Annotated in this window: 24 protein-coding genes and 5 pseudogenes; 18 read left to right on the plus strand and 11 right to left on the minus strand. The window is 69.2% G+C overall.

Annotation, left to right across the window (positions count from 1 at the left end):
• Positions 1–185 precede the first annotated feature (185 nt).
• Positions 186–2,045 carry a sigma-54-dependent Fis family transcriptional regulator gene (locus ACIDOCELLA78_RS000000101710; protein ID WP_201728122.1) on the plus strand — a complete coding sequence of 620 codons (1,860 nt, stop codon included), beginning with the start codon at positions 186–188 and terminating at the stop codon, positions 2,043–2,045.
• On the opposite strand, the gene ACIDOCELLA78_RS000000101715 is transcribed toward ACIDOCELLA78_RS000000101710, so the two are convergent.
• Positions 1,989–3,386, minus strand: a complete 1,398-nt coding sequence (locus ACIDOCELLA78_RS000000101715) for a DEAD/DEAH box helicase (RefSeq protein ID WP_201728123.1) — start codon at positions 3,384–3,386, stop codon at positions 1,989–1,991. The genes ACIDOCELLA78_RS000000101710 and ACIDOCELLA78_RS000000101715 overlap by 57 nt on opposite strands.
• 233 nt (positions 3,387–3,619) lie before the next feature.
• Entirely contained in the window at positions 3,620–3,823 is a 204-nt protein-coding gene (locus ACIDOCELLA78_RS000000101720; protein WP_201728124.1) for a hypothetical protein, read from the minus strand.
• 158 nt (positions 3,824–3,981) lie between these two features.
• On the opposite strand from ACIDOCELLA78_RS000000101720, the gene ACIDOCELLA78_RS000000101725 reads away from it, so the two are divergent.
• Both ACIDOCELLA78_RS000000101725 and ACIDOCELLA78_RS000000101730 read left to right on the plus strand, forming a co-directional pair.
• Entirely contained in the window at positions 3,982–4,572 is a 591-nt protein-coding gene (locus ACIDOCELLA78_RS000000101725) for a hypothetical protein (protein ID WP_201728125.1), read from the plus strand.
• A gap of 10 nt (positions 4,573–4,582) precedes the next feature.
• Entirely contained in the window at positions 4,583–5,212 is a 630-nt protein-coding gene (locus ACIDOCELLA78_RS000000101730; RefSeq protein WP_201728126.1) for a DNA-3-methyladenine glycosylase, read from the plus strand.
• Here ACIDOCELLA78_RS000000101730 and ACIDOCELLA78_RS000000101735 read toward each other — a convergent pair.
• Positions 5,196–5,798, minus strand: a complete 603-nt coding sequence (locus ACIDOCELLA78_RS000000101735) for a bifunctional 2-polyprenyl-6-hydroxyphenol methylase/3-demethylubiquinol 3-O-methyltransferase UbiG (protein ID WP_249675325.1) — start codon at positions 5,796–5,798, stop codon at positions 5,196–5,198. The genes ACIDOCELLA78_RS000000101730 and ACIDOCELLA78_RS000000101735 overlap by 17 nt on opposite strands.
• Positions 5,799–5,936: 138 nt before the next feature.
• Between ACIDOCELLA78_RS000000101735 and rpmE the strand changes: the two genes are divergently transcribed.
• The 10 genes and pseudogenes from rpmE to rsmA all read left to right on the plus strand — a co-directional run bounded on the left by rpmE (position 5,937) and on the right by rsmA (position 15,888).
• A complete protein-coding gene (gene rpmE, locus ACIDOCELLA78_RS000000101740) occupies positions 5,937–6,164 on the plus strand; it encodes a 50S ribosomal protein L31 (protein ID WP_201728127.1) in 228 nt (75 codons plus the stop codon).
• 202 nt (positions 6,165–6,366) lie between these two features.
• Positions 6,367–6,828, plus strand: coding sequence for an Hsp20 family protein (locus tag ACIDOCELLA78_RS000000101745; protein WP_201728128.1), 462 nt, complete (start codon positions 6,367–6,369; stop codon positions 6,826–6,828).
• Positions 6,829–6,931: 103 nt separating this feature from the next.
• Positions 6,932–7,561 (plus strand): flavin reductase family protein, encoded by a 630-nt coding sequence (locus ACIDOCELLA78_RS000000101750; protein WP_201728129.1) that lies wholly within the window; start codon positions 6,932–6,934, stop codon positions 7,559–7,561.
• A gap of 4 nt (positions 7,562–7,565) precedes the next feature.
• Positions 7,566–8,543, plus strand: a complete 978-nt coding sequence (gene pdxA, locus ACIDOCELLA78_RS000000101755) for a 4-hydroxythreonine-4-phosphate dehydrogenase PdxA (protein WP_201728130.1) — start codon at positions 7,566–7,568, stop codon at positions 8,541–8,543.
• A complete protein-coding gene (locus tag ACIDOCELLA78_RS000000101760; RefSeq protein ID WP_201728131.1) occupies positions 8,540–9,265 on the plus strand; it encodes a pyridoxine 5'-phosphate synthase in 726 nt (241 codons plus the stop codon). The genes pdxA and ACIDOCELLA78_RS000000101760 overlap by 4 nt, the downstream gene beginning before the upstream one ends.
• A gap of 37 nt (positions 9,266–9,302) precedes the next feature.
• A pseudogene (lptF, locus tag ACIDOCELLA78_RS000000101765) lies at positions 9,303–10,295 on the plus strand (LPS export ABC transporter permease LptF); the annotation flags it as partial.
• 124 nt (positions 10,296–10,419) lie between these two features.
• Positions 10,420–11,550 (plus strand): LPS export ABC transporter permease LptG, encoded by a 1,131-nt coding sequence (gene lptG / locus ACIDOCELLA78_RS000000101770; RefSeq protein ID WP_201728132.1) that lies wholly within the window; start codon positions 10,420–10,422, stop codon positions 11,548–11,550.
• 3 nt (positions 11,551–11,553) lie between these two features.
• Positions 11,554–13,794 (plus strand): LPS-assembly protein LptD, encoded by a 2,241-nt coding sequence (locus ACIDOCELLA78_RS000000101775; protein WP_201728133.1) that lies wholly within the window; start codon positions 11,554–11,556, stop codon positions 13,792–13,794.
• Entirely contained in the window at positions 13,791–15,077 is a 1,287-nt protein-coding gene (locus ACIDOCELLA78_RS000000101780) for a peptidylprolyl isomerase (RefSeq protein WP_201728134.1), read from the plus strand. The genes ACIDOCELLA78_RS000000101775 and ACIDOCELLA78_RS000000101780 overlap by 4 nt, the downstream gene beginning before the upstream one ends.
• Positions 15,074–15,888 (plus strand): annotated as a pseudogene (gene rsmA / locus ACIDOCELLA78_RS000000101785) (16S rRNA (adenine(1518)-N(6)/adenine(1519)-N(6))-dimethyltransferase RsmA). The gene ACIDOCELLA78_RS000000101780 and the pseudogene rsmA overlap by 4 nt, the downstream one beginning before the upstream one ends.
• Positions 15,889–15,899: 11 nt before the next feature.
• On the opposite strand, the gene ACIDOCELLA78_RS000000101790 reads toward rsmA, so the two are convergent.
• On the minus strand, positions 15,900–16,442 hold the full coding sequence (locus tag ACIDOCELLA78_RS000000101790) for a CHAP domain-containing protein (protein WP_249675328.1): 543 nt from the start codon (positions 16,440–16,442) through the stop codon (positions 15,900–15,902).
• Here ACIDOCELLA78_RS000000101790 and ACIDOCELLA78_RS000000101795 point away from each other — a divergent pair.
• Positions 16,401–17,126: a hypothetical protein gene (locus ACIDOCELLA78_RS000000101795; RefSeq protein ID WP_249675331.1), complete on the plus strand. Its 726-nt coding sequence runs from the start codon at positions 16,401–16,403 to the stop codon at positions 17,124–17,126. The genes ACIDOCELLA78_RS000000101790 and ACIDOCELLA78_RS000000101795 overlap by 42 nt on opposite strands.
• A gap of 260 nt (positions 17,127–17,386) precedes the next feature.
• On the opposite strand, the gene ACIDOCELLA78_RS000000101800 is transcribed toward ACIDOCELLA78_RS000000101795, so the two are convergent.
• A complete protein-coding gene (locus ACIDOCELLA78_RS000000101800) occupies positions 17,387–17,737 on the minus strand; it encodes a RidA family protein (protein WP_201728136.1) in 351 nt (116 codons plus the stop codon).
• A gap of 190 nt (positions 17,738–17,927) precedes the next feature.
• On the opposite strand from ACIDOCELLA78_RS000000101800, the gene radC reads away from it, so the two are divergent.
• From radC to ACIDOCELLA78_RS000000101820, 4 genes are all read left to right on the plus strand, one after another.
• Positions 17,928–18,746: a DNA repair protein RadC gene (radC, locus tag ACIDOCELLA78_RS000000101805; RefSeq protein WP_249675334.1), complete on the plus strand. Its 819-nt coding sequence runs from the start codon at positions 17,928–17,930 to the stop codon at positions 18,744–18,746.
• Positions 18,743–20,275 (plus strand): YifB family Mg chelatase-like AAA ATPase, encoded by a 1,533-nt coding sequence (locus ACIDOCELLA78_RS000000101810; RefSeq protein WP_201728137.1) that lies wholly within the window; start codon positions 18,743–18,745, stop codon positions 20,273–20,275. The genes radC and ACIDOCELLA78_RS000000101810 overlap by 4 nt, the downstream gene beginning before the upstream one ends.
• A gap of 291 nt (positions 20,276–20,566) precedes the next feature.
• Entirely contained in the window at positions 20,567–20,779 is a 213-nt protein-coding gene (locus ACIDOCELLA78_RS000000101815; RefSeq protein WP_249675337.1) for a hypothetical protein, read from the plus strand.
• 216 nt (positions 20,780–20,995) lie between these two features.
• The gene (locus ACIDOCELLA78_RS000000101820; RefSeq protein WP_249675340.1) at positions 20,996–21,937 is read left to right on the plus strand and encodes a Hint domain-containing protein; all 942 of its coding nucleotides are present in this window, start codon (positions 20,996–20,998) and stop codon (positions 21,935–21,937) included.
• A 33-nt stretch (positions 21,938–21,970) separates the two neighbouring features.
• Here ACIDOCELLA78_RS000000101820 and ACIDOCELLA78_RS000000101825 read toward each other — a convergent pair.
• The 6 genes and pseudogenes from ACIDOCELLA78_RS000000101825 to ACIDOCELLA78_RS000000101850 form a co-directional block, all read right to left on the minus strand.
• Positions 21,971–22,724 (minus strand): annotated as a pseudogene (locus tag ACIDOCELLA78_RS000000101825) (IS5 family transposase).
• Positions 22,725–23,065: 341 nt separating this feature from the next.
• Positions 23,066–24,559 (minus strand): putative PEP-binding protein, encoded by a 1,494-nt coding sequence (locus ACIDOCELLA78_RS000000101830; protein ID WP_249675357.1) that lies wholly within the window; start codon positions 24,557–24,559, stop codon positions 23,066–23,068.
• 123 nt (positions 24,560–24,682) lie between these two features.
• Positions 24,683–25,051 (minus strand): annotated as a pseudogene (locus ACIDOCELLA78_RS000000101835) (HPr family phosphocarrier protein); the annotation flags it as partial.
• Positions 24,999–25,310, minus strand: a pseudogene (locus ACIDOCELLA78_RS000000101840) (PTS-dependent dihydroxyacetone kinase phosphotransferase subunit DhaM); the annotation flags it as partial. The pseudogenes ACIDOCELLA78_RS000000101840 and ACIDOCELLA78_RS000000101835, both read right to left, overlap by 53 nt.
• 21 nt (positions 25,311–25,331) lie before the next feature.
• The gene (gene dhaL / locus ACIDOCELLA78_RS000000101845; protein WP_249675362.1) at positions 25,332–25,889 is read right to left on the minus strand and encodes a dihydroxyacetone kinase subunit DhaL; all 558 of its coding nucleotides are present in this window, start codon (positions 25,887–25,889) and stop codon (positions 25,332–25,334) included.
• Positions 25,796–26,184, minus strand: a 389-nt coding sequence (locus ACIDOCELLA78_RS000000101850; RefSeq protein ID WP_249675345.1) for a dihydroxyacetone kinase subunit DhaK, incomplete at its 5' end; no start/stop codon positions are given. The genes ACIDOCELLA78_RS000000101850 and dhaL, both read right to left, overlap by 94 nt.

Here is a 26,184-nt window from a genome sequence, read left to right on the forward strand (position 1 = left end):
TTGGCTGGTTTTGGCGGCCGGAGAGGGCTTCGGGCCCGGTGCGGCTGCTCCATTCCGCAACAGCGATACAAAACATGTGTTCCGTTGCGGCCCGCCTGCGTATAAGTTGAACAAAGATAAAAGACTTCGCCGGAGCGGCGGAAATGGCCAGCCCGGCAGAGGGACAAAAAGCGTTCGGAGGAAACATGCTGGCGCATCGTGCCACCGACTCTCGCCTTGCCCAGGCGCGCTCGTTGCTGGAACTCGGCCGGGCGATCCCGGCCGGGCTGCTGGCCGCACCCATCGCCGCGAGCTGGCGGCGCTGCCTCGATGCAGGGCTCGAGCCGCACCATCCACCGCCGGTCGAGCGGATCGAACGGCATATGCTGGAACGCCACCGCGCCGCGCACGAGACCGTGCGGCGGCTGGCCCGGGCGGAAATGCAGACCCTCCAGCGCCAGCTCGGGCGCGACAGTTTCATGCTTGCCTTCGCCGATCCGGAGGGCGTACTGCTCGACGCGCTGGCGAGCGAGGGGCGGCGCACCGATATCGAGGCCTTCGGCATCGTTCCCGGAACCGTGTGGCAGGAGGCGATGGCGGGCACCAACGCGCTCGGCACCGCGAGCGAGGCCCGCCAGCGCATGGTGGTGCGCGGCGCCGAGCACTTCTTCACCCATCACCAGCGGCTGACCTGCATCGCAGCCCCCATCTTCCTGCCGGACCGGACGCTGGCAGGGGTGCTGGATGCAACCTGCTTCAGCGAATCCTACGCGCCCAACGCCCGGGCCATCGTGGCGCTGGCCGCGGCCGAGATCGAGGCGCGGCTGTTCCGCGCGCGGCTGGCCGGCAAGCGGCTGCTGGCGTTCCACGGCCGGGCCGAGTTCATCGACACCGCCTATGCCGGGCTTCTGGCGCTCGACGCCGCGGACCGCGTGGTGGCGGCGAACGACCAGGCGCGGTTCATCCTGGCCGGGCTGGCCGAACCCGTGGGGGCCGCGTTCGGCGCGCTGTTCGCACCCGGCGAACTCCGGCCGGGGACGCTCGGCACGCTGACCGACCGCTCCGGGCGGCTGCTGCACGCGCGGCTCGACCAGCCGGAGGCGGCGGCGCGGCCGCGCGCGCTCGCCCGGGCACCGGAAGCATCGGCGATGGATGCGGTCGTCGCGGACGACCCGGCGGCGCGGGCGGCGCTCGACATGGCGGCACGGGCGGCGGTGCGCGGCATGCCGGTGCTGATCCGCGGGGCGACCGGCACGGGCAAGGAAGTGGCCGCGCGCTACGCCCACCGCGCCTCGGGGCGGAACGGCCGGTTCGTCGCGGTGAACTGCGCAGCGATCCCGCCGGATCTGATCGCCGCCGAGTTGTTCGGCCATGTCGAGGGCGCGTTCACCGGCGCGCGGCGCGGCGGGGCGAACGGGCTGGCGGTGGAGGCGGATGGCGGGACGCTGTTTCTCGATGAAATCGGCGACCTGCCGCTGCCCTTGCAGGCGGCGCTGCTGCGCTTTCTCGACGATTTCTCGGTGCGGGCGGTGGGCGGCGGGGCGCCGCGGCTGGTCGATGTGCTGCTGCTGACGGCGACCAATGTGGATCTGGCCGCCGCGGTGGCGGCCGGGCGATTCCGCGCCGATCTCTACTATCGCCTGGCGATTGCCGAGATCACCCTGCCGGCGCTGAAGGACCGCAACGACGTCCGCCCGCTGGCGGCGCACCTGCTGGAGCAGATAGCGCCCGGATCACGGCTGGATACGGCGGCGGCGGCGCGCCTCGCGCGGCACGAGTTTCCGGGCAATATCCGCGAGTTGCGCAACCTTCTGGCGCGCGCGGCACTGGGCGGTGACAAGGTGATCGGCGAGGCGGCGATCGCCGCCCTGCTGCCGGCCGAGGATGGCGGCACGGCGGCCTCGGGCGGCGGGCGCTCGGTGCTGCGCGACGTTCAGGCGCAGCGGATCGAGGCGGCGCTGCGCGCGGCCGGCGGCAATGTCAGCCGCGCGGCGCGCGCGCTCGGGGTGTCACGCAACACGATTTACCGCGCGATTGGACGAACGCCCCCGGCCGCCGCCGGCTGAGCGGCCGCGCCCCTGCGGCTTTCCGGCGGCATTCGCATGGGCCGGCTTGCCGTGATGGCCGCCGCCATGACCCTGGCCGCTGCCGTGACTGCCGCCATGACCATGCCCATGGCCGCCATGCGCTGCCTTTGGCGGCGCATGGCGCTTGGGCATCTGCCCCTGGCGGGCAACCTGGTTGCGGGCGCGCAGGAGATGCGGCGGGGCGAGGCCGCGCACCGGCTGGGCGCCGCCGGGGACGAGATGGCGGCCGATCAGCGTTTCGATATCGCGCAGATAGGGCAGTTCGGACGGCTCGACCAGCGAGATCGCCACCCCCTCGGCGCCGGCGCGGGCGGTGCGGCCGATGCGGTGGACGTAGGATTCCGGCACGTTCGGCAGCTCGAAATTCACCACATGCGAGACATTGTCGACATCGATGCCGCGCGCGGCGATATCGGTCGCGACGAGCACACGGATGCGGCCGGAGCGGAACAGATCGAGCGCGCGCTCGCGCTGGCCCTGGCTCTTGTTGCCGTGGATCGCGGCGGCGCCGATGCCGGCATCCTCGAGATGGCGGGTGACCTTGTCGGCGCCGTGCTTGGTGCGGGTGAAGACGATGGCGCGCTCGACCGCGACATCGGCCAGCAGCCAGGCGAGCTTGTCCTTCTTTTCCTCGGGGGCGAGGAGGAGAACCTGCTGGTCGATCCGGTCGACCGGCTTCGATTCGACGCTGACGGCGACCTCGCGCGGGTCGCGCAGGAATTCGCCGGCCAGGGCACGGATCGGCTTCGGCATGGTAGCCGAAAACATCACCGCCTGGCGCTGGCGGGGCAGCTTCGCCATGATCTGGCGGATCGCCGGGATGAAGCCGAGATCGAGCATCTGATCCGCCTCGTCGAGCACCACGGTTTCAACCCCGTCGAGGCGGATGGCGCCGGCGGCGACATGGTCGAGCAGGCGGCCGGGAGTGGCGACCAGCAGGTCGACACCCGCTTCCATACGGCGAGCCTGCGGGCCGGGTTTGGCCCCGCCGATGACGACGGCGACCGACGGGCGGGTAAACGCCCCATAGGTGCGGGCGGCATCGGCGATCTGGGTGGCAAGCTCGCGGGTGGGGGCGAGAACCAGCGCGCGGCAGGCGCGCGGCGCCGGGCGGGCGCGGTTGGCCGCGATCCGGTGCAGGATCGGCAGCACGAAGGCAGCCGTCTTGCCGGTGCCGGTCTGGGCGATGCCGACCAGATCGTGGCCTTCGAGCATCACCGGGATCGAACGGGCCTGGATCGGGGTGGGGGTTTCATAGGACTGCTCGCGGATGGCGCGCAGCAGGGGCTCGGCAAGGCCGAGTGTGGTAAAATCGGTCAAGACAGCGCTTTCGTCGCGGCCCCTTCAGGATGAAGGAGCGGCACAAGGGTGGCAGGAAGCTTCGTAGACGAGCCGCCCAGAGGGTGCGCGCCCCGAATGGAACGCGCCTGCCGGCGGTGGCGGCGCAGAGCGCGGCCGGCCGGTGAACAGGGCCGGCGGCCAGGGGCCGCATCTACGAGCGCTGTTCGTCACCACGGGATATAGGCGTCCGCCCGGCGGCTTGGCAAGGGCGATCAGTGATGCCAGCCCCGATGCCAGCCATCATCGTCGCCATGCCACCACCCGCCGATCGTGACTCCGCCATAAACCACCGGCGGCGGCGCATAATAGCCATAGCCATAACCGTAGCTCGACGGATAGTAGACGCAGCCGCCAAGGGTCAGGGCCGCGCCCGCCGCGAAGGCCGCCAGAAGGAGTCTGCGCAAACTGGGTGTCATCGTCTTTCCCCATGTCGTCGGGTGGATATTGTGACGGATGGTATGGCGGCGATGGGGCCAATTGATGCCAAAATTGTAACGTTATGACGGCACCGCTCCGGGCGCTGCGCCGCCATGTTCCGCTATCGGGCGGGGGGCGGTTGTGATAGGGTTCGGTCATGTCCAGCAGGATCGACGACAGGGTCGCCCGGATCGCGCGCCACCGGCGGCGGTGGCGGATGGCCGAGGACGTGCTGCTGCTGCCGCTCGCCTTGCTGGTCGAGTTTCTCGAACGGGTGGTGTGGGACGGCACGAAGGCGCTGCTCGACCTGATCTCGCGGGCACCGCCGATTGCCCGGCTGCGGCGCGTCCTTCAGGGCCTGCCGCCGGTGGTGGTGCTGTTCCTGTTCCTGATCCCCGAGGCGATCGATCATCTGAGCGGGTTCTGGGCGACGGTGCTGCTGGTGAAGGGCAACTGGCTGGGCGCGACAATGGTTGCCGTGTTCGTCAAGGGATTCGCGCTGCTGCTGGCGATCTGGATCTATCAGGCCTGCGAGCAGAGCCTGCTGTCGGTGCGGTGGTTCGCGCAGGCCCATCACGCGGTGTTCGCGGCGAAGGCCTGGGTGCTGATGCGGACCGAGCCCGTGCGGCTGCGGCTGCGGCGCGCACTGCGCGGCGCGCTGGCACGGGCGGGCAATCGCCGGCTGGCGCGGCGGTTTTCCGCCTGGCGCTGGCGCCTGGCGCGGATGGCGGGGCAGGCCCGCCGATGACGACCGCCGGATGAGCCGCCTTGCCCGCGCCCATCTTGCCGCCGCCGATCCGGTGCTCGGCGCGCTAATCCGCGAGGTCGGGCGCTGCACGCTGAAGCCGGAGCGGGCGCGCGAGCCCTATGAGGCGCTGATCTCGGCGGTGGCGCACCAGCAGCTGCACGCCCGCGCCGCCGAGGCGATGCTGGGGCGGCTGCGCGCGCTGACCGCGGCGCCGGTGCCGGCGCCGGGGCACCTGCTGTCGCTGTCGGACGAGGCGCTGCGGGGCTGCGGGTTCTCGGCCGCGAAGGCGGCGGCACTGCGCGACATCGCGCGGCGGACGCTGGATGGCACGGTGCCGACGAGGCGGGCCGCGGCGCGGATGAGCGATGCGGCGCTGATCGAGCGGCTCTGCACCCTGCGCGGGATCGGCCGCTGGACGGTGGAGATGCTGCTGATCTTCACGCTCGGCCGGCCGGACGTGTTTCCGGTGGACGATTTCGGCGTGCGCGAGGGCTACCGGCTGATCCACGGGCTCGATGCGCAGCCGAAGCCGCGCGCCTTCGCCGCGATCGGCGAGGTCTATGCGCCGTATCGCAGCACGGCGGCCTGGTATCTCTGGCGGGCCGCCGACCGGGCGAAGAAGATCACGCCGCCGGCCTGACCCTGGCCACGAGGTCGATCAGCGCGGAGGGGCCGGAATGGCCGGGGCCCTCGTCGAGCACCGCATCGTAGCTGTCGAGCCGTTCGATTTCGAGACCGGCGAAGGATTCACGAAGCAGAGCCTCGGTGTAACAATGCGCCGGATCGGACGGGCCGCCGGTGCGGTTGGCGACCTGCTCGGGCCGGTAGCCCGCGAGCAGCAGCAAGCCGCCGGGGCGCAGGGCGCGCACCAGCCGACCGAAAAACGCGGGGCGCTCTTCAGGCGTCACGAACTGCACGAAAATCGCCACCACCGCGTCATAGGCACCTTCCGGCCAGGCCCAGCGCAGCAGGTCGGCCTGTTCGAACGCCACATGGACACCGCGCCGGGCGGCGAGTTCGCGCGCGCGGGCAATGGCGGTGGGCGAGACCTCGACGGCGTGGACATCGGCGCCGTTGCCGGCAAGGAAGACGCTGTTGCGGCCTTCGCCGTCGGCCACCGAAAGCACCTTCGCCCCGGCGCGATCAGCCCGGCATTGGCGGCGAGAAAGGCGTTCGGCGCGGTGCCGAAGATGTAGCCATCGGCGGCGGCGTAGCGGGATTCCCATTTCTGTTCGCGGGTCGGTTCGGTCATGGGGTGTGGAGTCCTTCGGAAGAGGCGGGTTGAACTTGCCACCGGCGGCGCAAACCGCTAAGCGGGCGCGTCACGCGGCCGGTCGGCATCGGCCAGAATCAGGAGAGTTTCGATGAAAGCCGATATCCACCCGGATTATCACGAGATCAACATCATCATGACCGATGGCACCGAGTTCAAGACCCGCTCGTGCTACGGCAAGCCCGGCGACACGCTGCGGCTCGATATCGACCCGAAATCGCACCCGGCCTGGACCGGCCAGCAGCGCGTGCTCGACACCGGGGGCCAGGTGGCGAAGTTCAACAAGCGCTTCGCCGGGATCGGCGCCCGCAAGAAGTAAGCGTTTCCGCCGCGGAAGACCTGCAACGCGCCCCGCCGCTTTCGGCCGGGCGCGTTTTCGCGTGCGCGCGGGTCTTGAAGCTGCAACGTCGAATACCTTTATCCTCAGTCAGGAAGGATGCCTTCGGGGTTCTTCCGACATCGCGGGCTGGTCCGTCGGACAGCCCGGTTCAATGAACCTTGCTTGACCGAGGAGGTTACTCATGACTCTCGATTTTTCGCCGCTGTTCCGCACCGCCATCGGGTTCGACCGGCTGCAGCAACTGCTCGACAGCGTGCCGGACGGCAACGCCAACGCCTACCCGCCCTACAATATCGAGAAGCTCGGCGCCGAGGATTATCGCCTGACGATGGCGGTGGCCGGTTTCCGCGCCGAGGATCTCGACATGACGGTGAAGGACAATACCCTCATCATCACCGGACGGATCGCCGAAGGCGCCGGTCGGGGCGAGATGCTCTATCGCGGCATCGCCTCGCGGGCCTTCGAGCGGCGCTTCGTGCTGGCCGATCACATGGTGGTCGATGGCGCTGCGCTGGAGAACGGGCTGCTGCACGTGGCGCTGAAGCGGGTGATTCCCGAGGCGCTGAAGCCCCGCAAGATCGCCATCGGCACCAGCGCCCCGGCCGCCGCACCGGCGATCGGGCAGGAGAAGGTCGCCGCCTGACCCCGAAACGCTGCGACTGCCCCGCGCCGCAAGGCGCGGGGTTTTTCATCCGCGGCGCTCCCGCCGCATGGACAGGGGCGGCGGAAGCAGCGATGATCGGTCCATGCTGTTCGACCTGACCAAGCTGAAACCCGAGGATCAGTACAAGCTGCTGGCCTCGACCGTGGTGCCCCGGCCCATCGCCTGGGTGGTGACACTGAGCCCCGAAGGCCGGCTGAACGCCGCGCCCTTTTCATTCTTCAACGTGTTCGGCGCCGGGCCGCCGATCCTGTGCCTTGGCATCGGCGCGCGGCGGCCGGGCGACCCCAAGGATACCGGCGAGAACATCCGGCTGACCGGGGAGTTCGTGGTCAATCTCGTCGCGCACGAGAATGCCGAGGCGATGAACGTGACGGCGATCGAATTCGGCCCCGAGGTGGACGAACTGGCCGAGGCGCGGCTGACCACCCTGCCCTCGGAAAAGATCCGCCCGCCGCGCATCGCCGAAAGCCCGGTGGCGATGGAGTGCACGCTGCATTCGATGATCGAGTTCGGGCCGGACCGCGCGCTGGTGATCGGCCAGGTGCAGGCGATGCATGTGCGCGACGACGCCGTGCTGAACCCGGAGCGCTGCCATATCGACACGCCGAAGCTCGATCTGATCGGCCGGCTGCACGGCGGCGGCTGGTATGCCCGGACCACGGAGCGGTTCGACATGCCGCGCATCGCGGTCGGGGACTGGCCGACCGGCTGAGCCTGTGGCCAACACCGACGCCCCGATCGCGCTGACCATGGGCGATCCGGCCGGGATCGGCGGGGAAATCGCCGCCGCCGCGTGGCGCGACGCGCGGGATCGATTGCGACCGTTCGCGCTCATCGGCGATGCCGACTGGGCGGCGGGGTTGGGCGTGCAGGTGGCGCGGATCGGGCGGATCGGCGAGGCCGCCGCGCGGTTCGGCGCAGCGCTGCCGGTGCTCGACGTGAAGCTCGCGGTGCCGGCGATTCCGGGGCAGCCCGATCCGCGCAACGCGTCGGCGGTGACCGGGGCGATCGAGACCGCGACGCGGCTGGCGCTGGCCGGCGAGGCGGCGGCGGTGGTGACCTGCCCGATCGCCAAGTCGGTGCTGTATCAGGCGGGATTTCCGCATCCCGGCCATACCGAGTTCCTCGGCGCGCTGACCGGTGTCGCGGCGCCGGTGATGATGCTGGCCTGCCCCGGCCTGCGGGTGGTGCCGGTGACGGTGCATGTGGCGCTGCGGCGGGCGATCGAGACGCTGGAGACCGGCGCCATCGTCGCCGCCGGGCGGACGCTGGCGGCGGCGCTGACGCGGGATTTCGGGGTGGCGGCGCCGCGCATCGCGGTGGCCGGTCTCAACCCCCACGCCGGCGAGGCGGGGGCGATGGGCGACGAGGAGCGGACCATCATCGCGCCGGCGATCGCCGCGCTGAAGCAATCCGGCATCGACGCGTTCGGGCCGCTGCCGCCGGACACGATGTTCACCCCGGCGGCGCGGGCGGGTTACGACGCGGCGCTTTGCATGTATCATGACCAGGCCCTGATCCCGCTCAAGACGATCGACATGGAGAACGGCGTGAACGTCACCCTCGGCCTGCCCATCATCCGCACCTCGCCGGACCACGGCACCGCCTTCGACATCGCGGGGACCGGAAAGGCGCGGCCAGAGAGCCTGGTCGCGGCGCTGCGTCTGGCCGGCGAAATGGCGGGGCGGCGATGAGCGCGCTGCGCCTCGGCGTCAATCTCGACCATGTGGCCACATTGCGGAATGCCCGCGGCATCGCCACACCCGACCCGCTCCGCGCCGCGCACCTCGCCATCGAGGCGGGGGCAGACGGGATCACGCTGCATCTGCGCGAGGACCGGCGGCATATCCGCGACGCCGATCTGCGCGCCGTGCGGGCGCTTTCGGTGCCGCTCAACATGGAGATGGCGGCAACCGAGGAGATGGTCGGCATCGCCTGCGGGCTGAAGCCGCATGCAAGCTGCCTGGTGCCGGAACGGCGCCAGGAGGTGACGACCGAGGGCGGGCTGGACGTGGCGGGAATGGCCGCGTCGCTGGCGCCGCGCATCGTGGCGCTGCGCGAGGCGGGCATCCGCGTCTCGCTCTTCGTCGATCCCGATCCGGTGCAGCTGGAAGCGGCGGCGCGGCTGGGCGCGCCGGTGGTCGAACTGCATACCGGCGCCTATGCCGAGGGACGGCCGGGCGAGCTGGACCGGCTGCGCGCCGCGGCGGCACGGGCGGCAGCACTCGGGCTGGAAGTGCATGCCGGGCACGGGCTGAACTATGACAATGTCGCGCCGGTCGCGGCGTTACCGGAAGTACGGGAGCTGAATATCGGCCATTTCATCGTCGGCGAGGCGGTATTTGTCGGCCTCGCCGAGGCAATCCGCCGGATGCGCGCGATCATGGACGCGGCGCGACGGCGTACGCAGCGTTAACTTGCCATTGACCCGGCGCGCCGCCAAAAGACCGGCGATGCTCTCCTTGCTGACCCCGACCCGGCTGGACCGCTACGTGTTCCGCCAGCTCCTCATCGGGCTGGCGGTCTCGACGCTTGGGCTGGTCGCGCTGGTGTGGCTGACCCAGTCGCTGCGCTTCATCCAGATGATCATCCAGCACGGGCTTTCGCCGTTCGTCTTCCTGCATCTGACCGGGCTGCTGGTGCCGAGCTTCGTCGCGGTGATCCTGCCGATCACGTGTTTCATCGTGATCCTGTTCGTCTATGCGCGGCTCGCCGCCGACCGCGAGCTGACGGTGATGCGCGCGAGCGGCATGTCGGACGCCGCGATCGCGCGGCCGGCGCTGGCGCTGGCAACGCTGACCATGCTCGCCTGCTGGGCGCTCAATTTGTGGCTGGTGCCCTCGACCCTCGCGCAGTTCACCGGCTTCGAATCGGTGATCCGCAACCAGGTCGCCGCCTTCCTGCTGGAACCCGGCGTGTTCACCGCGGTTCCGGGACATGTCACGGTTTATGTGCAGCGGCGCGACCCCGACCAGGTACTGCATGGCATCATCATCCAGGACGCGCGGCAGAAGGGGGAGCCGGCGACGATCCTCGCCCGCAGCGGCCGGCTGATCGAAAGCGCGGACGGCCCGGCGGTGCTGCTGCGCGACGGCTCGCGCGAGCAGCTCGACCCCAAGACCGGGCAGCTCAACATCCTCAGCTTCCACCGCAACCTGATCAGCCTCGCCAAGCCGCGCGGCGGCACCGAGCATCTGGCGCCGAAGACCTCGGAAGCGACGATGGCGCAGCTGTTCCATCCGGAGGCGGCGCGGATCGCCCCGGAGGTGCGGCGGCGCTGGCGGGAAGAAGCCTGGCGGCGGATCGCCGCCCCCTTCGCCGTGCTGTCCTACGCGGTGCTGGCGCTGCTGGCGGTGCTGCGCAGCCCGTTCCGCCGGCAGGGCGGGGTGGCGGCGCTGGTGGCGGCGGTGTTCGGGGTGATGGGGCTGGTCGCGGTCGAACTCGGCGTCGAAACGCTCGCGGCGCGGCAGAATGCGCTGATCCCGCTGATTTTCGTCGTCACGCTGGGCCGGCGCTGGCCGGGCTCGGGCTGCTGCTGCGGGGCTTGCGGCGGCTGCGCGAGGTGGCCGCATGATCCGCCTGCGGAACTGGCTGCCGCCGCTCACGCTCTCGCTCTATATCGGCCGGCGCTTCGTCGCTGCCGTGATCGCGATGCAGGCGGGGCTGACGGCGGTAGGCGCGCTGTTCGATTTTCTCGACCTGCTGCGCCAGTCGGCCGACAAGCCGCAGGCGACGTTCTGGCGGATGCTGGCGCTGGAGGTGCTGCGGGTGCCCTGGCTCGGCATGAAAATCCTGCCCTTCGCCGTGCTGCTCGGCGGAATTTTCGCCTTCTGGCGGCTGACGCGCAGCTCGGAGCTGGTTGTCGCGCGGGCGACCGGCACCTCGGCCTGGCAGTTCCTTGCCCTGCCGGTGGCCGCCGCGGCGCTGATCGGCGCGCTCGGCACCACGGCGGTCAGCCCGATTTCGGCGGTGATGTTTGCCCGCGCCGAGGCGCTTTATTCATCATATCTCGGGATCGGCGGCGGGCCGCTCTCGCTGCAGGGCGGGCAATTGTGGCTGCGCCAGGCCGATCCGGCCGCAGGCAAGGGGGGTATCGCGATCCTGCATGCGAGCGGCGTGCATCTGCACGGCAAGGTACTGGTCACCGGCCATGTCACGGTGCTGCAGATCTCGGCGCAGACGACGCTGCGTCAGCGGATCGAGGCGGCGGGCGGGCGGCTCGAGCCCGGCTACTGGCAGTTCGAGGCGGCCCGGATTCTGACCCCGGAACGCGCGCCACGATCGGTGCCGGCCCTTCGGATTCCGACGACGCTGACGGCCAGCCGGGTGCAGGAGAGCTTCGCCAGCCCGAGCGCTCTCTCGTTCTGGGCGCTGCCGGGCTTCATCCGGCTGCTGCGGCGCTCCGGCTTTCCGGCGACGCCGCATGAACTCGCGTTCCAGCAGCTGCTGGCGCTGCCGCTGCTCTGCGCGACGATGGTGCTCGTGGCGGCCGGATTCTCGATGCGACCATCGCGGCGGGGCGGGGCGATCCAGATGATCGGGGCGGGCGTGGGCTGCGGGTTCCTGCTGTTCATGCTCTCGGAGGTGGCGGCCCAGCTCGGCAAATCAGGGGCGCTGCCGGTCGGCCTTGCGGCATGGGCGCCGGCCGCCGCCGGGCTGATGCTGGCGCTTGCCTTGTTGCTCCATCTGGAGGATGGCTGAACCATGAACCAGGCCCAGCAACGCCGCCGCGCGCGATTGCGCCGACGCATCGGGATCGGGATTGCCGGCACGATGCTGGCGGCCACGGCCGCGCGCGCGCAGATGGGCGCGCTGGTCGCCGGGCCGCAGACGCCGGTTTCCAAATCGGCCCCCGTCACCTTTCTGGCCGACCGGGTTTCCTATGACCACGGCACCGGCATCGTGGTCGCCGCCGGCCATGTCGAGGCGTGGCAGGATGGCCACGTGCTGCAGGCGGACCGCATCGAGATCGACCGTCGGCACGACACGGCGGTGGCGTCCGGCCATGTGGTGATGATCGAGCCGGACGGCGCGGTGGTGTTCGCGCGCCACGCCGCTTTGTCGCAAGGCATGAAGAACGCCGTGCTGCACGATGTGGCGTCGATCCTGGCGCAGAACGGCCGCATGGTGGCAAACGGCGCGCGGCGCTATGGCGGGGTGATCGAGGAACTCTCGAAGCCCGTCTATTCCACCTGCAATCTGTGCAAGAGCGATCCGACCGCGCCGCCGCTGTGGCAGATCCGCGCCCGCCAGGCGGTGGAAGACCTGCAGCACAAGGTGATCGAGTATCACGACGCGCAGATCCAGATCTATGGCGTGCCGGTGTTCTGGCTGCCCTATCTCTCCCAGCCCGACCCTTCGGTGAAGCGGCAGAGCGGGCTGCTGATCCCGAGCTTCGGCGGCTCGACCCATGTCGGCAGTTTCATCGCCACACCGTATTTCTGGGACATCGGCAAGAGCCAGGACCTGACGATCGTGCCGATCGTCGCGACCAAGGCGGGGCCGGTGCTCGACCTGAAATATCGCCGGGCCTTCAACGACGGCAAGCTCAGCATCAATGTCTCCGGCGGGCACGACCGCTATGCCGACCGCGGTGGGATTTCCGACTCGATCTTCGCCAACGGCACGTTCGACCTCAACCGCTCCTGGCGAGCCGGTTTCAGCTATAACCGTACGTCGAGCGCGCAGTATCTCAACGATTTCCGGTATCTGCCCAACCTCGCCTACCTCGCGTCGAACGCCTGGCTGGAGGGATTCGGCCGCGGATCGTACGCGCGAATCGAGGCGGAGACCTATCAGGGCCTGGTCGCCTCGATCAGCCAGAACCGGCTGCCGATCGTGCTGCCCTATGCCCGCTACAGCTATGACGGGCAGGCCGACAGCTGGGGCGGGCGGTTCTCGCTCACCGCCAACGCCTTCAACATTCTCCGCCAGGTCGGCACGCAGACGCGGCGCGTCGCGATGATCGCGAATTACGACCTGCCGCGGCAAGGGCCGGACGGGCTGCTGGTGGACGCGCGGCTGCGGCTGATCGCCGCCGGGTATTCGGCGGACAAGCTGAACCTGCAGCCGAACTACTCGCCGCTCACCACGTCGCAGACCGCGCGGGCGATCCCGATCGGCGCGGTGTCGTTCGCCTGGCCGCTGGAGCGCGACGCCGGGCGCTGGGGCACGCAGATCATCGAACCCCGGGTGCAACTGGTGACGGCGCCGGTCTATGGGCTGGGGCAGACGACGACGATTCCGAACGAGGACAGTCTGGACTTCCAGTTTACCGACGCGAACCTGTTCAGCCTGCAGCGCTTCGGCGGCATCGACCGTTTCGCCGGCGGCACGCGGGTCGACTATGCGCTGCAGGGAAACTGGATTCTGCCGGGCGGCGCTTCGGCGGAGGGGATGATCGGCCAGTCCTACGCGTTCGAAACCTCGAAGCTTTACCCGGCGGAGAGCGGGCTTGGCGGGCACTATTCGGACGTGGTGGGGCGCGCGACGATCGCGCCGGCGCGCTGGCTCAGCCTGACCTACCGCACCCGGTTGTCGCACCGCGACCTCTCCACCCAGATGATCGACAGCTACGCGACCTTCGGGCCGCCGAGCCTGCGCGCCTCGGCAGGGTATTTCTACAGTACGACCAACCCCTATTATCTGTTCACCCAGTCCGCCACGCCGCCGGCACAGTATTTCGTGGCGCAGCGAGAAGTGACGCTCGGCGTTTCAACCACGCTGGTGCCGCACTGGTCGATCTCGGCCGGGGTTCAGCGCAACCTCGCCACTGGCCGGTTCGACAACGCCTCGATCGGCGCGGTCTGGCAGAACGAGTGCACCGCGGTCAGCTTCAATTTCTACCGCAACTTCACCTCCTACAACTATGATCACGGCACGACGACGCTGCTGATCACCGTCACGCTCAAGACACTCGGGAATATCGGATTCAGCGCCCTATGAAATCGTTCGTCTCTTACGCGGCCCTGATCGGCCTTGCCGCAGGCCTGCTCGGACCCGGCGCGCCGGCGCGCGCGCAAACTGCGAGCATCGCCGCCGTGGTGAATGGCACCGTGATCACCAATGCCGATGTCGCCGCGCGCACACGGCTCTTCGCCCTCTCCGCCGGCCTGCCCACCGCATCGGACACGCTGCGGCGGCTCCGCCCGCAGATTACCCGCGAGCTGATCGACCAGGCCCTGCAATTGCAGGCCATCGAGCAGAACAAGGTGGTGGTGCCTGAAGACAAGATCGCCACCGCGCTGCAACGGGTGAACACGGCGAACCATCTGCCGCCCGGCACCCTGCAGAAGAAACTGGCCGCCGCCGGCGTGCCGCTCTCGACGCTGGTGAACCAGTTCCGCACCCAGATCGGCTGGACCGATGTGCTGCGCAAGAAGCTCGGCGCCGACCTGCGGCCCACACCGGAAGACATCGCGGCGGAAGCGGCGGCGATGAAGAAGCAGATCGGCACAACGCAATATCATATCGCGGAAATCTTCATCCCGGTGGAAAACCCGCAGGACACGGCAGGGGCGCGGCGCTTCGCCGATGTGGTGATCCGCCAGCTGCGCGGCGGGGCGGCGTTCCCGGTGGTCGCGGCCCAGTTCAGCCAGGGGCAGAGCGCACTGACCGGCGGCGACCGCGGCTGGGTGGAGCCCGATTTGCTCGATCCGGCAGTGCGGCGCATCGTCGAGCAGATGCCGGTGGGGGCAATCAGCGATCCGGTGCGGGTGGCGGGCGGCTTCGAAATCGTCAACCAGCTCGGAATCCGCAAATTCGGCGAGGGCGACAAGACCGAACTTTCGATCCGCGAAGCATTCCTGCCCTTCGCCACCCCCTTCGCCGGTGGCCAGCCGAACGCGCAGCAGCTCGGCGTGTTGCAGCACGCAAATGCGGTGCGCGGTTCGCTGCATAGCTGCGCCGATGTCGAGGCGGCGAACGCGGCGGCGGGAAACGTGCAGAAATCGAACCCCGGTCCGGTGGATCTCGCGACGGTTCGCCCGGCGGCATTCCGCCAGCTTCTCTCCACCCTGCCGCTGGGCCAGGCCAGCCAGCCGCTGGTCTCCAGCAAGGGGATCGCCATCGTCATGGTCTGCAAGCGGCAGACAGTGAAGATCGGCCTGCCGGACAGCAAGACGATCGCGGAGATGCTGATCAACCGGCGGGTCTCGCTGGAATCACAGCGGCTGATGGATACGCTGCATCGCAACGCCGTGATCCGGACCTTCCACAGCGCGTCATGAGCGAGATGCCGCCGCTGCGCGAGGTGATCGCGCGGCACGGGCTTTCGGCGAAGCGGTCGCTCGGCCAGCATTTCCTGCTCGACCCCGACCTGCTGGCGCGGATCGTGCGCCTCGCCGGGCCGCTTGAGGGGGCCAACGCGATCGAGGTCGGTCCTGGCCCGGGCGGGCTGACGCGGGCACTGCTGGCCAGCGACGCGGCTAGTGTGACGGCGATCGAGCTTGATCCGCGCGCGGTGGCCGCGGTGACCGAACTTGCGGCGACGCATGCGGGACGGCTGCGGATCATCGAAGGGGATGCGCTCGATATCGACCTCGCCGCACTGGTGCCCGGACCGCGGGCGATCGTCGCCAACCTGCCCTATAATGCCGGCACGGCGATGCTGCTCCGCTGGCTGCACCAGGCGGCGGAATTCCGCTCGATGACGCTGATGTTCCAGCGCGAGGTCGCGGAGCGGATCGTCGCGCCCCCGGCAGCGCGGCTTATGGGCGGCTCGCGGTACTGGCGGCGCTGACGGTTCGCGGCGCCATCGTGCTGACGCTGCCGCCGGGCGCTTTCTCACCGCCGCCCAAGGTGGAGTCGGCCGTCGTCAGGCTGGTGCCGCGCGAGGAACAGTTGCCGGCCGCGCTGCTGGCCAGGGTGGAGAGGGTCACGGCGGCAGCGTTCGGCCAGCGGCGGAAAATGCTGCGGGGTTCGCTGAAGGCGCTCGGCGGTGCGGCGCTGGCCGAAGCGGCCGGCATCGACCCGTCCCGCCGGGCGGAAACGCTGACGCCGGAGGAGTTCCTCGCCCTGGCCCGACACTTGCCGGGCTGAGGCTGGCGCGATCAGCGCAGCTTGCGGTTCGGCGCGGTCAGGCGGATCTTGTGGGCAACCGGCGCTTCCGCAACCTCGGTGCCGCCATTGCTGGCGTAGACGATGTTGCTCGGCGCCTGGTCATAAATGAAGCCGTAGGTCGGGTAGGTCATGCCGAAACGGCCATTGCCAAGCGCAACCCTCACTTCGGTCCAGTTATTGTGCGGCGACACATCGATCACCGGTACGTCATGCGAGACGGTATCGGGGATCCAATTGGCCTGATTGACCAGAACCTCCCGGCTGTTGATCACCTTCGCGACGACGGCGACATGACCAAGCGGCATGCGGCCGGTCGGGCGGAAGTTGAGCACCGCACGCGGTTCGGGCCGGTGGCCGCGGGCATAGCGGCCGGCGGCCTCGGCCCACCAGAGGAACGCATCGCCCTTGATGTCGATATGAGAAACATCGCGGGCATAGGGCACGCACCAGCGATATCCATGGCTGCTGGCGAGGCGGTGCGGATAGCGGACGTGATCGCGCCGGGCCTCGTGCAGCACGACATGGTGAACCACCGGGCGATGCTCAACCGCGCGGCGGACAACGACATGGCGAACCGGAGCATGATGCGGTTCGACCGGACGACGTTCCACGACGTGGCGGATGGAAGCGGGATGTGCAACCACCGGGCGGTGGACGACAACGTGGCGCACAACGGCATGATGCACTTCAGCATGATGCACTTCCGCCGGATGGCGGTCGACGACGCGGCGGACAATGGCAGGATGCGCGTCCACCCGACGCGGCTCGACGACATGGCGGATGGCCGCGTGGACGACCGCGCGATGCACCGGCGCGGCGTGAGCAACGGTGTGATGGACGACGGTGTGATGGACGACGGTGTGATGGATTTGCGCTGCGCGGACGGCGGCGGGATGAGGCGAAGTGACGCGATCGACGACGTGATGGATTTCGACCGGATGTTCGGCCGACGCGCTGACATGATTTGTGGGGAGACGACGCGCTGCGACCTTGCGGACAGGAGCGGTCGAATGTTTTGTTACAGGAATGTCAATAACACGGGTCGCCTTGGCATGAGCGATCTGCGCGAACAGCATGACGGACGAAACGCCGCCGACAATGCGCAACACTCCATTCAAGTTTGTCACGCACGTTCTCATGCCCCGTTCACCTTCCCGACCCCCGTGACGCAATCGAACACAAAAAAACCACAATCCAAACAGGCATCTGCGAGATGATTCCAAATCGTCGTCACAGGCGCATTGCCGCTACGACTCGCTCGGACGGTCAATTCAAGCCACGCATACCTTGCATTTCTGTTACGGGGGACTGCGGTAAATGCAACCCTTCAGGCAAGCAAAAATGTCACACACGATGAGAATTTAATGTTTCGCCCGTGTCACAAACATCAATTTACCGCGAAATTGCTAACGCCGGGTGAAAATCTCGCACTCACCCGGCGGGAATCGCAACTTTCGGTAATTTGAGGGCAGAAGCCTCAGCGGCAGGCGACCACCATGATTTCGACCAGCAGGCGCGGGTCGGCAAGGCGAGCCTCGACGCAGGCGCGGACCGGCGCGCCGCCCTCCGGCAGCCAGGCCGACCAAACCGCGTTCATCGCTGCGCGGTCGTCAATCGATTTCAGCCAAATCTGAGCCTGCAACAGCCGCGTGTTGTCGGTGCCGTGCTGTTCCAGCAGCGCATCGATCTGGGCCAGAACGTCACGGGTCTGCGCCGTGATGTCGCCGGAGGGGTCAGACGCGACCACACCCTGGGTGTAGACGAAGCCATGATACTCGACGGCTTTGGAAAGGATTTCGTTCGCTTCGGTGCGAATGATGCGGCTCATGGACGTCTCCGGGGCTGGTGGCGGCCGCGAGTGGCGGCCGTGGCGCTCTTCTATCTGCGCCGCCGGCAGCGGCGCAAGCCATGCCCGCGCGGCGGGATGAAATCGGGTACCGCGAAAGACTGGACAAGCCGCCCGGTTGATCGGTAATATTCAACCTTCGCGTGTATTTTTGAGGAAGGTTTCGCGCCACTTGCTGGAAAGACTGTTCCGCGCGATCCGCCGGCACGATGCCGGGCCTTTTCCTGAAGCCGCCCCGCGGCCACGCGGGATGGCGGAGCGCGACACGTTCGATCCGGCGCCGGCGGCAGAACTCCCGTTTTCCAGCACCGGACCGCAGGGCCATCGCGGCCGGATGCGCGAGAAGCTGCTCGGCCGCGGCGCCGAGTCGCTGGCCGATTACGAGCTGCTGGAAATGCTGCTTTTCCTTGCCTTCAAGAAAGGCGATACCAAGCCGCTGGCCAAGGCGCTGATCAACCGGTTCGGCTCCTATGCCGGCGTGCTCGCCGCCGCGCCGGAGGCGCTGTTCGCAACGCCGGGCCTCGGGCAGCACAGCGTCGCCGCGATCAAGCTGGTGCAGGCTTCGGCCATCCGCCTGGCGCGGACGGAGCTTGCCAGCGCACCGCTGCTCAACAACTGGGAGCGTTTGATCGACTATCTCACCATGGCCATGGCGCGCGAGACGGTCGAGCAGTTCCGCGTGCTCTATCTCGACAACCGCAACCGGCTGGTGGCCGACGAGGTCGCTTCGCGCGGCACGGTGAACCACACGCCCGTCTATGTCCGCGAGGTGGTGCGGCGAACGGTCGAGACGGGCGCAACGGCGCTGATTCTCGTCCACAACCATCCGAGCGGCGATCCATCCCCCTCGCGCGACGACATCGAGATGACCCGGGAAATCCAACGCGCCGTCGCCCTGCTCGACGTGACGCTGCACGACCACGTCATCATCGGCAAGGCCGGCTGGCTGAGCCTCCGGCGCGAGGGTTTTCTTGCCGGGGCGGCTGTGTGAGCATCGCCCGCATCCAGAGCTTCGCCTTCGCCGGGATCGAGGCGCAGCCGGTCGAGGTGCAGGTGCAGATCGCCGCCGGGCTGCCGGTGTTCCTCATCGTCGGGCTGGCGGACAAGGCGGTGGCGGAATCGCGGGAGCGAGTGCGCGCGGCGCTGACCGCGATGGGCCTCGCCCTGCCGGCGAAGCGCATCCTCGTGAACCTCGCCCCGGCCGACCTGCAGAAGGAGGGCAGCCATTTCGACCTGCCGATCGCGCTCGGCGTGCTGACCGCGATGGACGTGCTGCCCGCGGAGGAGATGGCAGGCTTCGCCGCGATCGGCGAGCTGTCGCTCGACGGGCGGCTCGCGCCGGTAGCCGGCGTGCTGCCGGCGGCGATTGCCGCGGGGGCGCGCGATCTCGGCCTGATCTGCCCGGCGGCGCAGGGGCCGGAAGCGGGCTGGGCCGGCGAGATCGGCGTGCTGGCGCCGGCCGACCTGCTCGGGCTGATCAACCATTTCCGCGGCGACGCGTTGCTTGAACCGCCAGCACGGGGGCGGTTGCAGCCTCCGTCCAGCCAGCCGGACCTCGCCGACGTGCGGGGAATGGAGGGCGCGCGGCGCGCTCTCGAAATCGCCGCCGCGGGACAGCACAACCTGCTGATGATCGGCCCGCCGGGAGGCGGGAAATCGATGCTGGCCGCGCGATTGCCGGGTCTGCTCCCCGATCTGACACCGCGCGAGGCGCTGGAGGTCAGCATGGTTCACTCCGTTGCCGGGCTGCTGAACGAAGGGCGGCTGGTGACGCGGCCACCCTTCCGCGAACCGCACCACTCGGCGAGCATGGCGGCGATCGCCGGCGGCGGCAACCGGGCGCGGCCTGGCGAGATTTCGCTGGCGCATCGGGGTGTGCTGTTCCTCGACGAGTTTCCGGAATTCCCGCGCGCGGCGCTCGAGGCGCTGCGCCAGCCGCTGGAGACCGGGCGGACCACGGTGGCGCGGGCGGCGGCGCATGTCACCTATCCGGCGCGGTTCCAGCTGGTTGCGGCGATGAATCCCTGCCGCTGCGGCCACCTGTTCGATGCCGCCCGCGCCTGTGGCCGCGCGCCGCGCTGCGGGGAGGACTATCAGGGGCGGATCAGCGGACCGCTGCTCGACCGCATCGATCTCGTGGTGGAGATCGCGCCGGCGAGTCCGGCGGAACTGATGCGGGCACCGCCGGGCGAGCGGAGCGAGACCGTGGCCGCGCGGGTGGCCGCATGCCGGATGATCCAGCGCGAACGGCAGGGCGAGAGCGTGACGAACGCCGAAATCGCCAGCGACGCGATCGCGCTCGATGCCGGGGCGCGGGCGCTGGCGGAGCAGGCGGCGGACCGGCTGCATCTCTCGGCGCGGGGGCTGACGCGCATCCTGCGGATGGCCCGAACCATCGCCGACCTGGCGGGCATCGATGTGGTGCGGCGGGAGCATATCGCGGAGGCGATCGCCTATCGGCATCGCCAGCCCGGCCGCGCGGCGCCGGCGCGGCGGCTCGCGACGCAGGCGGGGGACTGAGCGGATTCCGATCCGTCCGGATCGGATACAGTGCTCCAGTCCAATGACCGTCAGAGCATCCTTGTCCGGTCATGTGGAAACATTTCATCGGATAAAGATACTCTAACGACGATGGGCAGGGCCGGGCTGGCCCGACGCATCGCACGGTCCGGGGGACTGCGTTACCCGAGTGAATGAGCCTGCACCAATAAAAAGTTTGCACCGGCAACATTCCATGGATACGAAAAGGTTAACTTGGGTGATTTACTGTATGCATCTTTAGATATAATATCTTTTTTGAGGCATTTCGTCATGTCCGGACAGGAAATTTTTACATATACCTTTGCCGACGGTTCATACACAGACACGGTCAACGTGACGATCTCGACAACGATCGCCACCATCACCAACCCCCTGAACATCGGTGTCGTTAGCGGCCAGGGGTATCCCGTGTTGTCGATCAGCGGAACCTGGGAAGGCAGCACAATCACCGGGATGGTCGGAAACAGCGGGCAAGTTCAGTAGGGCCGCAGCGTATTTTTCGACAACACGATTTTCCCGGGCACGACGTCCGGCGCCAGCTACAACGGACATGATGGCAATACGCAGGGACTCGATACGCACGGACTGGAATTCACAACTTCCCGCGGTGGGAGAAAGGTTTACGTAAATCTCTATTCGTAGGACGGTGTATTCTATGACATACAAGGTCAGGGCACTGGCGAAATTACGTTCGATGGCGTGACGCCGTCTTTGTCGTCGCTTGGTTCGAATGCCTGTTTCGCCGCGGGCACCCGGATTGCGACGACGCGCGGTGACGTCCCGGTGGAGGAACTGGCGAAGGGCGACGCCGTCCTCCTGCATGGCGGCGGGACGGCGCCCGTGGTGTGGGTCGGGCATCGCACGATCGAACCGGGTCGCCATGCAAGGCCTGACGCGGTGCAGCCGGTGCTGATCGGCGCCCATGCGATTGCGGATAACGTGCCGGCGCGCGACCTCGTCGTTTCGCCGGATCATGCGTTCTATTTCAACGGCGCGCTCATCCCGGCGAAAGCGCTCGTCAACGGCACGACGATCCGGCAGGTCGAGCGGCGCAGCGTCACCTATTACCATGTCGAACTACCGGCGCACGCGATCCTGCTGGCCGAGAACATGCCGGCGGAAAGCTACCTCGATACCGGCAACCGCCAGGCCTTCGAAAATGGCGGTGCCGCCATCGCCCTGCATCCAGAGTTCGCGCAGCCGCTGCGCGAGGCGGCAAGCTGCGCCCCCTTCGCCGAGCATGGCGCGTTCGTTGAGCAGGTCCGGATGCAGATCCTCAGGCGCGCAGGACTCGAGACGACGGAAGACGCGCAGCTTCGGGTCGAGTACCGCGCCGATGGCGCGGCGATCATCACGTCGCGCAGCGCGGTTCCCGCCGAGGTGACGCCCGATCCGCGCGACCGCCGCCGGCTCGGCGTCAAGATCGGCGCCTTGATGGCGGGCGACGAACCGGTGGCGCTCGATCACCCGGCACTGGCCGAAGGGTGGCACGGCGTGGAAGCCGATGGCCGCTGGACCGATGGCGCGGCGGTGGTGCCGGCGAGCCTGCTCAAGAGCCGCGTTCTGACCGTGACGCCGCTGAAAGCCGGTCTGCGCTATCCGGTGATGCAGCGGGCGGAGGAGACCAGGCTGACGGCCTGACCACATCCCGTCCCCTCGCCCTAGGTTCTGGACTCAACTGATCCAAGATGTGACGGCGAGGACGAGGCAGATACCTGCGAGGAAATTTCGTGCGGTTTTGTCGTAGCGTGTGGCGATGGCGCGCCAGTCCTTGAGCCTGCAGAAGGCGCGTTCGATGAGATTGCGCTTTCTGTAGGCGACGGGGTCGAAGGGCGGAATGGCGCGGCGGTTGGGCATGGGCGAGATCACGGGCCTGGTGCCTTGGCGGGTGAGGAAGGCGCGCAGGTCATCGGCGTCGTAGGCTTTGTCGGCGATCAGCTCTTCTGGTGGCGGTATTGTGGGCAGAAGCGCCCTGGCGCCGCTGATGTCGGAGGCCTGTCCCGGCGTCAGGAGGAGTGCGGCGATGCGTCCCTGCTCATCCGCGACGGCGTGGATCTTGGTCGTCCGTCCACCCCTCGACCGGCCGATAGCCTGGCTTTGCGCCCCCCTTTACCGCCCGCGGCCGCGCGATGTGCCCGAACCGAGGTGCTGTCCACCATGGCGATGCGCGGCGGATACGCGCAGGCGACCAGGGCCGCAAAGATCTCCTGCCAGAGGCCACGCTGGCTCCAGCGGTTGAACCGGTTGAACACCGTGGTTCGTGGCCATAGGCCTCAGGAAGCGCTCGCCATCGCAAGCCCTCGCGAAAGCGATGCAGGATGCCGCTCAGCACCCGGCGGTCATCAACCCGAGGCTTGCCGCCAAGCTTCGGCAGCAATGGTTCGATCGCAGCCCATTGCGTGTCGTTCAGCCAGAAAAGTTCCGCCATGTTCCAAGTCCTCCAAACAGACTTGAATCAGACGCTCCGTAGTCATGGCAATAGGTACAGAACCTAGTGTCCTGCCCCTGAAATTCGTGGGTGAATTTCAGGGACAAGCAGGCCACTAAACTATTGTTTTTTCCAGTGTCCACTTTGAATCTGAAATCCGATGGATTTCAGATTCGGGACACTAGAGCACTCTCCGATCCATCCGGATCGGATGTAGTGCTCTATAATATTGATAAATAGAGCATCACCCGATCAGATGACTCCATCTGATCGGGTGATGCTCTAAAAAACGGGGTGAGAGGCGGGCCGAGTGGCGGCGCCGTGGTCCGGGTGTGCGGGTGTCAGGATGCGCTGGCTAAAAACGCCGCGCGGAGGGTGCCCAGCCGGGCGGCGCCCATCGAGAGCTTGCGGATGCCGGCCGCGACCAGGAGGCGGGCGGTCGCCGGATCGCCAGCGGCTTCGCCGCAGACCGAGACCGGAGCCGTGCCGGCATCGCGGCAGACCTGGGCGCAGAGGCCGATGACCGCCGGGTGGCCGGCATCGGCAAAGCCGGGGAGATCCTTGTGGCCGCGATCCGCGGCGAGGGCGTATTGCGTGAGATCGTTGGTGCCGATCGAGAAGAAATCGCTCACCGCCAGCAACTCCGGCACGGTGAGGGCGGCGGCGGGCACCTCGATCATCGCGCCGAGCGGCGGCGGCTTGCAGCCCACATCGGCCGCGGCGGCCGTGAGCAGGTCGCGTATAGCGCGCAACTCGGCGGCGAAGGTGACCATGGGGACCATGACCCGCAGGTCGTGCCCGGCGCCGGCGCGCAGCAGGGCGCGCAGATGGGCGGCGCAGAAATCCGGCCGGCGGAGTAGCGCGCGTACGCCGCGCACCCCGAGCGCGGGGTTTTCCTCCGCCGCCAGGGCGAGGAAGGGCACCGGCTTGTCGGCCCCGGCATCGAGCAGGCGGACGACGACCGGGCGGCCCCGAAACGGCGCGATCATCGCGGCGACGCGGGCTTCCTGCTCATCCTCGCCGGGCATGTCGGCACGGCCGAGGAAGAGCATTTCGGTGCGGGCGAGGCCGATGCCGAAGGCGCCGGCACGGGCGGCGGCCGCGGCATCGGCGGGGCCGGCGACATTCGCCCAGAATTCGAGCGCCTCGCCACCCGGCAGGATGACGGAGGCGGGGCCCGGCGCGAGCAGGTCGGCGGCGCGGAAGCGGGTTTCGGTCGCGGCGTCGGAGTCGGTGACAAGTTCGCCGGTCGCGCCATCGAAGGCGACGCGGGCCGGGAGCGGATCGAGCGCGACGCCACCCAGGGCGGGAATGCCGGCGGCGCGGAGCAGGATCGCGGCGTGGCTGGTGGGGCCGCCGCGCCGGTCCAGCACGCCGAGGATGGTGGGCGGCAGGCTCGCGGCCTCGGCGGCGGTGAGGTCGTCCACCGCGATGATCGCGGGCGCGGAAGGCAGGCCGAGACCGCCACCGCCGAGCAGTTCGCGGAGCACGGCATCGCCGGCCTCGCGCAGATCGCGCGCGCGGGCGCGGAGATAAGGGTCATCCAGCGCCTCGTGGCTGGCGGCGGCGGCGGCGATGGCGTCGCGCCAGGCGGCGGCCTCGTGACGGCCATCCGCCTCGATCGCGGCGCGGGCGGGGCCGATCAGCGCCGGATCGGCGAGCAGGGCGGCCTGGGCGGCGAGGATCGGGTTGCCGAAAAGCGCGGCGCGGGCGGCGGCCAGCGCTTCATCGAGCCGGGTGAGCGCCGCCGCGCGGTCCGCCACCGTGGTTTCGGGCACCGGCGGGCGGGCGCGGATGACGGCGACGACCGGGCCGGCGGCGCGGCCAGGGGACATCGGCACGACTCCGCCAGGTGCCGCAATTGCACCCGGTTCGGTGTGAGACTCCGCCGGGCGCTCGGCGAGGATGGCGGCGAGGGCGGCGGCGGCGGGCTCGGCCTCGGGACCGGACGCCTCGATCGTCACCGCAGCCCCGCCCTTCGCGCCGAGCGCCATCAGCGCGGTCGGGCTGTCGAGCGGCGCGATGCGCCCATTGTGGCGGAGGTGCAGCGTGGCATCGAACCGGGTGGCGGCCTCGACACAGCGCGCGGCGGGCGGAGATGCAGGCCGTTCGGATCGGCCAGCGTGACCGTGCGGGTGATCGTGGCGGCCGGCGGTGGCGGCGCGGCTTGTTCTTGGTGCCGAGCGCATCCTGTTTCGGCGCGAGCCCGGCCAGCGCCTCGGCAGCGACGCGGTCGGCGGCCTGCCCCGCCGCCGCCGCAACGCCTGCGGCCAGAGCCCCCTCGACGAACGGCGCCGGGGCGAGGTGAAGCCGGGCGCGCAGAGCATCGTCCGCGAGGTCGCGCGCCATTTCGGCGCTGAGCACGGCGCTGCCGAGATCCATCAGCACGACGATGCCCTCGCAGCCGGCCAGCTCCTCGCAGGCGGCGAGGATGGCGAGCGGGTCGGTGCCGAGTTCGGCATGGTCCGGCCCGGCGCCGGCGGCGATGGCGAGGGCGAGGCGGTCGCCGGTCATCTGCCGGACGAGTTCGGCGGTGGCGCGGGCCAGCGCCGCGCTGTGGGAGACGAGCAGAAGGCCGGTCGCCATGACGCCGCGCGCCGGGGCCGCTCAGCCGGCGGCTTCGGCGAGGGCGGCGAGCAGCATCGCCGACGAGGTCGCCCCCGGATCGACATGGCCGATCGCGCGTTCGCCGAGATAGGAGGCGCGGCCCTTGCGGGCGACCAGCGGGGCGGTGGCCTCGGCACCTGCGCGCGCGGCCGTGGCCGCGCGGGCGAGCGCCTCGGGCAGGCTGGCCGCCCCTTCGAGGGCGGCGACGGCGGGGGTGAGCGCGTCGATCATCGTCTTGTCGCCGGGAGCCGCCTTGCCGCGGGCGACCACCCCGGCGACGCCGGCGGCAAGCACGCCGTGCCAGCCGGCGGCGTCGAGCGTGGCGCGGCCGGCGGCGGCCTTGGCCATCTCGACGAAGAGCGTGCCGTAGAGCGGGCCGGAGGCGCCGCCGACGGTGCCGATCAGCGTCATGCCAACGGTGCGGAACAGCGCCGCCGGATCGGCGGGCGTGCCGAGCTTCGCCATCACCGCCTTGAAACCGCGGGCGAGGTTGGCGCCGTGATCGCCATCGCCGATCGCGGCATCGAGATCGGAGAGGTGGCCCTGCTGCGCCTCGATCGCGGCGGCGGCGCGGCCGAGCCAGGCGGTGAGGAGCGGAACGTCGAGCTGGTCGGCCATGCGCAATCCCCCCTGCCCGCCTCAGGCGCCCCAGCGCAGCGCCGGGTGACGACCGGCGCATCCCAATGACGGATCATGTCGTCGGTCAGGCGCAGCAGGGTGATCGAGGTGCCGGCCATCTCGAGGCTGGTCATGTAGGGGCCGACCAGCGAGCGCGCGACCGTCAGCCCGTGGCTGCGGGCGATTTCCTCGGCCTTGCGGTAGAGGATGTAGAGTTCGACCAGCGGCGTGCCGC

It is taken from the genome of Acidocella sp. C78 (assembly GCF_907164655.1).